The 9154-nt window shown below is 38.4% G+C and carries 6 protein-coding genes and 1 pseudogene; 5 read left to right on the top strand and 2 right to left on the bottom strand.

Annotation, left to right across the window (positions count from 1 at the left end; genetic code table 11):
- Positions 1-297: 297 nt before the first annotated feature.
- Together GJV76_RS14580 and GJV76_RS14575 are read right to left on the bottom strand one after the other, a co-directional pair.
- Complete coding sequence (locus GJV76_RS14580) at positions 298-783, bottom strand: hypothetical protein (RefSeq protein WP_155093327.1); 486 nt, start codon at positions 781-783, stop codon at positions 298-300.
- Positions 784-840: 57 nt separating this feature from the next.
- A complete protein-coding gene (locus tag GJV76_RS14575; RefSeq protein ID WP_155093326.1) occupies positions 841-1500 on the bottom strand; it encodes a hypothetical protein in 660 nt (219 codons plus the stop codon).
- Positions 1501-1851: 351 nt separating this feature from the next.
- Here GJV76_RS14575 and GJV76_RS14570 point away from each other — a divergent pair, with 351 nt between their 5' ends.
- From GJV76_RS14570 to GJV76_RS14550, 5 genes and pseudogenes are all read left to right on the top strand, one after another.
- Entirely contained in the window at positions 1852-2715 is an 864-nt protein-coding gene (locus GJV76_RS14570) for a helix-turn-helix domain-containing protein (RefSeq protein WP_155093325.1), read from the top strand.
- A 219-nt stretch (positions 2716-2934) separates the two neighbouring features.
- A complete protein-coding gene (locus tag GJV76_RS14565) occupies positions 2935-4059 on the top strand; it encodes an efflux RND transporter periplasmic adaptor subunit (protein ID WP_155093324.1) in 1125 nt (374 codons plus the stop codon).
- An 11-nt stretch (positions 4060-4070) separates the two neighbouring features.
- Positions 4071-7205 (top strand): efflux RND transporter permease subunit, encoded by a 3135-nt coding sequence (locus GJV76_RS14560; RefSeq protein WP_155093323.1) that lies wholly within the window; start codon positions 4071-4073, stop codon positions 7203-7205.
- A gap of 84 nt (positions 7206-7289) precedes the next feature.
- The gene (locus tag GJV76_RS14555) at positions 7290-8681 is read left to right on the top strand and encodes an efflux transporter outer membrane subunit (RefSeq protein ID WP_155093322.1); all 1392 of its coding nucleotides are present in this window, start codon (positions 7290-7292) and stop codon (positions 8679-8681) included.
- Between the two features lie 194 nt (positions 8682-8875).
- A pseudogene (locus GJV76_RS14550) lies at positions 8876-9154 on the top strand (alpha/beta hydrolase); the annotation flags it as partial.

The raw sequence follows: 9154 nt of genomic DNA, 5'->3' as shown, positions 1-9154 counted from the left end.
GGGTTTTACGTACTGAAATTGAAGAAAAAGGATAGGCAGGAAATTCGCTTATGCTTGAAAAGAGCAGGAGATACCGTTAATTGTAAAACAATACCCATGGACGACAAGGACTGGGAAGAAATTGATTTTTAGCTATTGGCAAACCAACTATATCCAACTCGTGTAAAAGGAGGATAAACAATCTGACCTATATTTTGTTGTTCGCATCATTCAAGCGCTTAGACACTCATTTCTACTTCTCTTTGATGCATGTCCAATTAATTCTAGAACAGAGCGTTCTATACTCACCCCATCTTGTCACTCATTCTCCCTTTTATTTAACAGGTTCTCCTTCACTTTTGCTCGAAAGGCTGCTTCTGATAGCTGTAAATCAGTAGACTTAAATAGCTCATAATGCATTAGGTTGTTGTCTTGCGCGATTTTATAGGCATAGGAGATTTTTCTCATATCTTCCAGTGAATCACACAGGTTTTTACGCTTTATTTTTTTAGTAATACCAAATTTTTCATCCGTTAGATGAATACCTTTTTTAGTTATTTTGAAGGTAATACTATCCTGTTTGTGTATGTCGTTTAGGGGAATGGATACATTTCGCAATTGCGCATAGGATCTGGAATACCAATGATTAAATAGTTCGTATTTCAAGGTGTCATTTTGAACCGTTATGGTGATATCGTAATGACCAGGTAAAAATTTGGGGCCTTTACGAGAGGTAAAAACCTGTTCTTGCGCCTGTAGCGTAAATGTACCAAGTAAGATTAGGAGTAAAATGTAGTTTTTCATTGGTGAGGTAAAGGTTAAAGTAATCAGGTTTGTCAGGTCTAAATGGAATAAAACACACTAAGATTCACAAGAACGATATGGATCATTTACAGCGATAATTTTCTCTACTACATCCCGAAACGTCAGTATAGATCCCGTTTCTAATGCAATTGGAGTGGAGGGTAAATTAAAGAAGGAATTATCCAAATGCGTTGTTGAAGTAAAATCCAATACCTCAAAGACCTTATTCCCTCGAGCTAGGATTCCGATTTGTTCAATCATAGCAGAAAAATCAGTATCGAGATAGGGGGCAATAAGGGTGGAGGGTTTTAGCTCATCCACTTGAACCCCTCTGCGCGCTAAATACTTTTTTAGGGTGATAAAAACAGATGCACTTAAACAGGAATTTTCCAGTAATTGAACGGGAGTAACCGAGGTAAAAGTACAATGCTGAGCAATTAATTCACATACGTCTCTCAACGTTCTTTTTCGGGCAGGGGTAAGAACCGCTTTCCACTGTTGTTCGGATACGGTGAGGTTAAATTCAATATTTAAAAAACGAGACAGTGGTCTCCAAGGCATGAGGTCTCTTGCGCATCTCCAATCGCTGACTGTCGTATTAAAGTTTAAAATAAAATTTACATCGGCTTCAAAGTCTAAAGGACTACAAATGCGATGCTCCTCTATAAAAATGTTGAGGATATCGAGCGCATTCAATTGTTGAGGTAGGATGTTCATGACCACGTTTACCATATAGATTATAGGCTAAGATAATCAATAGTTACTTCAATAAAAACAGAAGTTGCGAACTACTTTGTTACGAAGGAAGCACACAGTTGATACGAAATTTACGAACAACCGCAACAAAAAATTGTATATTGGCTTGGAAAACAAGAGTATAAAAAAACAAGAGCCAAGGATACCATTGGTTTCCAAAATAGAATAAGGAAGTTGATTCATGGCATTATTTTTTATGGGTCATCTCGTTTGAAACAAAAGATTGGATTTTCGAATGTACTGGGGAGTATAGCTATAAAAACGAAATTATTGTAAATAACTTTCTATTTTTGTCTATCAGCTAGATAAGATATGAAAAATGTAAAATGGGAAACCTTAGATCGCTTAAAGACTAATTTTAAAGAATTAGAGGCAAACGAGCACTATATTTATATGCCGTTTATTGATCTAGTGTATTATCCTTCGGAGCCTTATCGAGCGAATTATTATGGAATAGGACTTCTGGAAGAAGGGGAAATCACCTTTTATATTGATCTTACCGAATATACCATCAAGGCGCCAGCAATCATTTTTGTAGATACAACCTCGATAAAAAGATGGGATAAAACGCGTCCCACCTATGAGATGGTGAGTATTCTTTTTTCGGAAGATTTTTTACAGGATAAACTGGTGGAGAATAATATTTTGGCTTCTTTTTCTGACTTATCTAGTCTAGGTGGTTGTGTTACACAGCTAGACGATAGCGAGTTTGAACGCTTTAATACGCTGTTTAAAGTCATTGATTTATACGCTAATTCTGATAGTTCCTTTCATATAGAAGTAGTTCGAGGAGTGATTTACAGCATGATGAACGACGTGGCTTATCTGTATGAAAAATATGGCAATGTGACCAAAAACTTACCTAGTTTAGCACTTAAGTTTAGGGAAGCCGTAGCTAAACATTGTATAGAACATAGAAGTGTGCAATTCTACGCCTCATACCTCCATGTTCATCCTAAATACCTCAGTCAAGTTATCTCATTAGAAACGGGATTGACAGCTAGTGAATGGATACAAAAACAAGTAATCTTAGAAGCTAAAATCTTACTACAAGACCAAAGCCTAGCTATAGGAACCATCGCAGAGTTACTTCATTTTAGCGATCAAAGTACCTTTGGTAAATATTTTAAAAAGTATAATGGCATCAGTCCTAATGCTTATCGCCAAACGTTGTAAAGACAAGGCTTGTCGAATAACTTTTTCTTTAATAGGAAAGACAGATTAGGGGGGAATCAATAAGCTCCTTTCTTTTTTCTGCAACCTTACCTTTTGACTAAAAAATCTACTTTTTACCCCTTTACCTCCTTTTGTATTGATGATACATTTGCTGGGTGTTAGTATAGACGGAAAGCGACTAGCTAACGCAATTGTTCAATCCATACTAAACAGTTACAGATGAAAAAAGGATTTACTTTTTTATGTCTTGTTGCACTGATCTTATTCGGGGCATGTCAAGATAAAAAACAAGAGGAAGCGTGGGGGACAGTGGATCAAGTAGAGCCGTATCCAGTCCTTTTAATACAACCCGAGAACGCCCATTTATTTACAGATTATCCCGTGGTTTTACAAGGGATAAAAGATGTAGCGCTGCGTCCAAAGATAGATGGCTTTATAGAGGAAATCTATGTGGATGAAGGGCAAACGGTTAAAAAAGGACAGCTGCTATTCAAAATCTACGCCCCCCAATATCAGCAGGAGTATAGAGCAGCAGAGGCTTCAATCAAAAATGCAGAAGCGGAAGTCAACAACGCTCGTTTACAAGTAGCTAAAGCGAAACCCTTAGTTGATGCAGGAATTATTAGTAGCTATGAGTTAGCTGCTGCAGAATACGCATTAAAAAGTAAAGAAGCACAACTGACACAAGCTAAAGCGAATCTCAGCAATGCACAGGCTAATGTAGGTTATACGAAAGTAATTGCTCCTTTTGATGGTCTAATTGGATTGATTCCCTATAAAGTTGGTGCATTGGTAAGTAGTATGTCTTCGGAACCTTTAACCACCCTTTCTGAAATAGGAAGTATCCATGCTTATTTTGCGATGAATGAAAAAGAGTTTATCAATTTTATTCAAAAAGCAGGAGAACAACCCTTAGAACAGCAATTAGCCAGTATGGCTGAGGTCTCCTTAGTATTAGCTAATAGGGATGCATACCATCATAAAGGAAAAATAAATACAGTAAGTGGTCAAGTGGACTCTCAAACTGGAAGTGTGAGTTTTAGAGCGGTTTTTCCTAATCCGCAAGGTGTATTGCGCAGTGGAAATAGCGCTACAATTCGCGTGCATGAACAGCTAAGTGAAGCTATTTTAGTTCCTCAAAAAGCAACTTTTGAGCTACAGGGTAAGCGATTTATCTATGTGGTGAATGCGGAAGGTGTAGTGACTAGCACAGCAATTGAAATTATGGAGAAAGTTCCTTCTAGCCAGTCCTTTGTCGTGACAAGTGGATTGAAATTTGGGGATACTATTGTAAGTGCCGATATCGGTGGGTTACGCGAAGGAATGAAGATCAAATTACAATAAAGGATAGCAGTATGTTGAAAAGATTTATAGAAAACCCCGTGTTATCCACCGTGATATCAATCATTATTGTAATACTAGGGTTATTAGGACTGTATTCATTACCTATCACGCAGTATCCTGAGATTGCACCACCGACAGTACAAGTGACTGCAAACTATCAGGGCGCAAATGCCGAGGCTGTAATGAAGAGCGTCATTGTTCCATTAGAAGAACAGATTAATGGAGTAGAACATATGGCCTATATGAGCTCCAAGGCGAGTAATGATGGTTCGGCTGTTATTACCATTACCTTTACGCAAGGAGCCGATGCTGATATGGCAGCGGTAAACGTGCAGAATCGCGTGAGTCAGGCCCTGAGTCAATTGCCAGAAGAAGTAATAAAACAAGGGGTAACTACAACCAAGCGATTGAGCAGTGAAATATTCAGTTTCTTGCTCTATAGCGATGGTAATCGCTACGATCAGGCCTTTTTAGAAAACTATGCGCGTATTCATATTCTGCCTCAGATTAAGCGAATCAACGGAGTTGGAGATGCCTCTATTTATGGAGGACGGGAATATAGCATGCGAATCTGGCTTAAGCCCAATGCAATGGCTTCTTATGGCCTCACGCCAAGCGATATTGTGGCGGCTTTACAAGAACAAAATGTAGAGGCTGCCCCTGGTAAAATAGGGGAAAATAGCAAACAAAGTTTTCAGTATGCCTTAAAATATACAGGACGATTAGAAACGCCAGAAGCATTTGGCGCTATTGTTATCCGCTCTACTGATACAGGTAAGATATTGCGTTTGCGCGATGTGGCAGAGATAGATTTAGGCGCCTATTCCTATGCGATGACCGTAACTGCTTATGGACAACAAGGGACTTATATTGCCGTTAATCAGGTGGCTGGATCGAATGCTCATGAGATTATCAAGCAATGTGAAGCCTTGTTGAAAGAAGCAGAAAAAGACTTGCCTGCGGGTGCGAAGTTTGAAGTCTATGCCAACTCTAATGATTTCTTGTTGGCCTCTATTGATAAATTAATCGCAACTTTACTAGAAGCCTTTGTATTAGTATTTATCGTGGTATTGGTATTCTTACAGGATTGGCGTTCTACTTTAATACCCGCTATAGCAGTGCCAGTGGCCATTGTAGGTACCTTCTTTTTCTTAAATTTATTTGGTTTTTCTATTAACTTATTAACTCTTTTTGCACTGGTTCTCTCCATCGGTATTGTAGTGGATGATGCGATCATTGTAGTCGAGGCGGTTCATGCCAAGTTATATGAAGGGGCTGAAACCGCTAAGAAGGCTACTATGAGTGCCATGAGTGAATTAACCACGGCTATTATTTCGATTACCTTAGTGATGTCAGCTGTATTTGTACCTGTTACTTTTATTGAAGGATCTGTGGGGGTGTTTTATAAGGAATTTGGTATTACCTTAGCCGTCGCTATTTTGATTTCAGCTATTAATGCCTTGACCTTGAGTCCTGCGCTATGTGCTATCATGTTGAAACCCACCTCTGGAATACAGCAAGAGAAAAGGGGATTTCTAACGCGATTTAAAACCGCTTTTAATAGTTCCTTTGATCGAATGACTAATCGCTATGTTGTGATATTGGGCTTCTTAAATAAAAATAAATGGTTGTCTCTAGGCAGTGTTGTTGTCTTTGGTGCCTTGTTTGTATTCTTAACCAAAACAACACCTACAGGATTCGTTCCTAATGAGGATAGCGCTTCGATTTATGGTAATATTATTCTTGCTCCTTCTACTTCTTTAGAAGAAACAGAGCGTATTGCTAATGAAATAGATAGTATAGCCATGAGTATTCCTGAGGTGAAGTTTACTTCCTTATTATCAGGGATGGACTTCTTCAGTGGGAATGGTAGTTCCTATGCTGTAGAATTTATTAAGTTAAAACATTGGAAAGATCGACCAAATCCCGAGCAAAATATTCACAGTGTAGTAGGGCAATTGTTTGCTAAAACCGCTCATATCAAGGATGCTTCTGTTGTGTTTTTTGCAGCACCTACCTTGCAAGGATTTGGTAATAGCTCGGGATTTGAAGTACAATTACAAGATAAAACAGGCGGAGATTACAAACAGTTTGAGGAAATAATAGGAGGATTCTTAGGGGCGTTAAATGAGCGTCCTGAGATTATGTATGCCACCTCGTCTTTTACGACTAATTTTCCTCAATATGAAGTGTCTGTCAATGTAGCAAAAGCCAAAGAAGCTGGTGTAGGAGTGACGGAGATTTTAACTACGTTACAAGGGTATTTAGGAGGTATTTATGCAACGAACTTTAATCGATTTGGCAAGCAGTATAAGGTAATGATTCAAGCAGATCCAAGTTTCCGCGAGAATAAAGAGGCTATCGATCGGTTATATGTAAAGAATGAACAAGGAACTATGTCGCCGATTACAGCCTTCATTGACCTCAAGAAAGTATATAGTCCGGAGTTTTTGACGCGCTTTAATTTATTCAATGCTGCTTTTGTCAATGGTAGCCCGAATCCAGGATTTAGTTCGGGAGATGCTATTCGCGCGATAGAAGAAGTAGCCGCAAAGACTTTACCTCAAGGATACGGATTTGAGTATTCAGGACTGTCAAGAGAAGAGCGTGGTAGTGGGAATCAAACCGTTATTATTTTTGTGCTGTCTATTCTCTTTGTTTACTTCTTATTAAGTGCACAGTTTAAGAGCTATATTCTTCCATTGGCGGTGTTGTTTTCCTTGCCCATAGGGCTCGCAGGTGCCTTTATCTTCGCTAATATCTTCGGTTTAGAAAACAATATTTTCTTACAGATTAGTTTGATTATGCTCATTGGGCTATTAGCCAAGAATGCTATTTTGATTGTTGAATTTGCGCTACAGCGCCGACAGCTAGGACAGTCTATTACTGAGGCAGCAATAGAAGGTGCCCGTATTCGTCTACGACCTATTTTGATGACCTCATTTGCTTTTATTTTTGGGTTGTTACCTCTGATGTTGGCAACAGGAGCTGGGGCTCTAAGTAATAAATCAATTGGTACAGCAGCAGTCGGTGGAATGTTAATCGGTACCTTGATAGGGGTGTTGGTTATTCCTTCTTTATTCGTTGTATTCCAAGGGTTACAAGAAAAAATGAGGGGTACTCCAGTACGAGAAGAAGAAGTGTAATTGTAAAGTGATAAGCCTATACGCGCGACTAAAATAAGCGCTTATAGGCTACACAATGAAGTCAATAAATAAAGTATCAAAAACATGAAATGGACCTATAAAATATATATAAGCGCAGTGGCAATGGGAGTAGTAGCTTCTTGTCAATCTGCAAAGACCTATCACAAACAAGAAACAATAGACCAAGCATTGTATAGAGCGCTAGACAACGAGGATACGTTGAGCATAGGCATGATGCCTTGGCAAATGCTGTTTAAAGATGTAAAGTTACAGGCGTTAATAACCGAAGGAATAGAAAATAACCTAGACCTAAAGATGGGAGTCGAACGACTCTATGCTTCACAGGCTTTAGTTAAACAAGCTAAAGTCGCTTTTTTACCTGATTTAGACCTAGGTAGTGGAGTGAAACGATCAAGATTAGCTTATCCTCAGGGATTTGGTTTTGTAAAGAATGCTACCCAGCATGATGCGTTTGCTACTACTTCTTGGGAGATTGATGTATGGGGAAAATTAGCAAGTAGTAAACGGGCTGCATATTATAGATTGTTGCAATCAGATGCGGGACAAAAAGCAGTACAAACTCAAATAGTGGCTCATATCGCTGATTATTATTATCAATTACTAGCCTTAGATCAGCAAGTTGGTATTATCGAACAAACCATCGTGAATAGAAAAGAGGATATTACTGTCATGCAAAAACTCAAAGAATCAAATGTAGTTACTGCCGCTGCAGTAGTACAAAGTGAGGCAAATTACTATGAGGCAGCGGCTACTTTACCAGATGTGAAACGTCAAATCAGAGAAGTAGAGAATGCTTTGAGTGTTTTATTAGGACAACCTGTAGGTACAATCGATCGAACCAATCTTGCAGGACAAGAATTACCAGTAAAACCAAGTATTGGTATTCCTGCTGATTTATTACAACATCGACCAGATGTAATGGCCGCTGAGTTTGAGCTAGCGGCTTATTTTGAAGATGTCAATGTTGCCAAGCGCGCTTTTTATCCTGCACTAACGATAACAGGAGGTGTAGGATTCTCAAGCTATGAGTTCAAAGATTGGTTTACTTCTACAGGATTGTTTGCCAATATAGCAGCAGGGGTATTACAGCCAATTTTTACTAAAAGGCAAAACAAGACGAGGCTAGAAGTAGCAAAAGCAAGTTATCAAGAGAAAGTGTACAACTTTCAAAAGACCTTACTTGTTGCAGGTCAAGAGGTATCGGACGCTTTATATGCTTATGAAAGGGCAGGAGAACAATTATCCATGAGACAACAACAAGTAGATAAATTAGCGCTAGCTGTTGATTATACAAAGAAGTTGTTAGTATATCATTCGTCAACAAATTATACCGATGTGTTGACTTCAGAACAAGCCCATCTTTATGCCCAATTAGCACTTAGTAATGATCACCTAGCAGAATGGCAAGCTATTATTAAGCTTTACAAGGCATTAGGAGGAGGTTGGAGGGATTAATATTTTTCGCTATTTGATGTTCTACTATAAAAATGTTGAGGATGTCCCTACTTACATTCAACTGTGTTCAGAGCAGTATTAAACGAAAATAATAAGTTAAAATAAACATAACCTTGTTACTTGTTAAGATGTAATTAACTAAGTTTATTTCCCTATTAAGTGAAATATATACAAATCAAATAAAATAAGTAACAATGAAGACGAGAACTCTCGGGGCTTTCCTTTTATTAACGACCCTTTGTTTTGGACAAAATGTAAAGACTCCATACGAATCCTTTATCACTGAAAAGGACAATTATGCTATTTCCACAATCAATTTTAATGTGCCTGCCTTTGATTATAGACAAAAAGTGGACAGTGTTTCTTTTGAAGGGAGTTTAATTCTTCCTAAAGATGGTTTTAATCAAGTGGTGATTATTAAACCCGGAACGGGCTATAATACGCGCAATACCCATAGTCCTTTAGCGGAAGCT

It is taken from the genome of Myroides albus (genome assembly GCF_009711045.1).
In the GTDB taxonomy this organism is placed as follows: domain Bacteria; phylum Bacteroidota; class Bacteroidia; order Flavobacteriales; family Flavobacteriaceae; genus Flavobacterium; species Flavobacterium album_A.
Note: the sequence above shows the minus strand (reverse complement) of the source record. Positions and strands in the feature narration are given on the sequence as shown.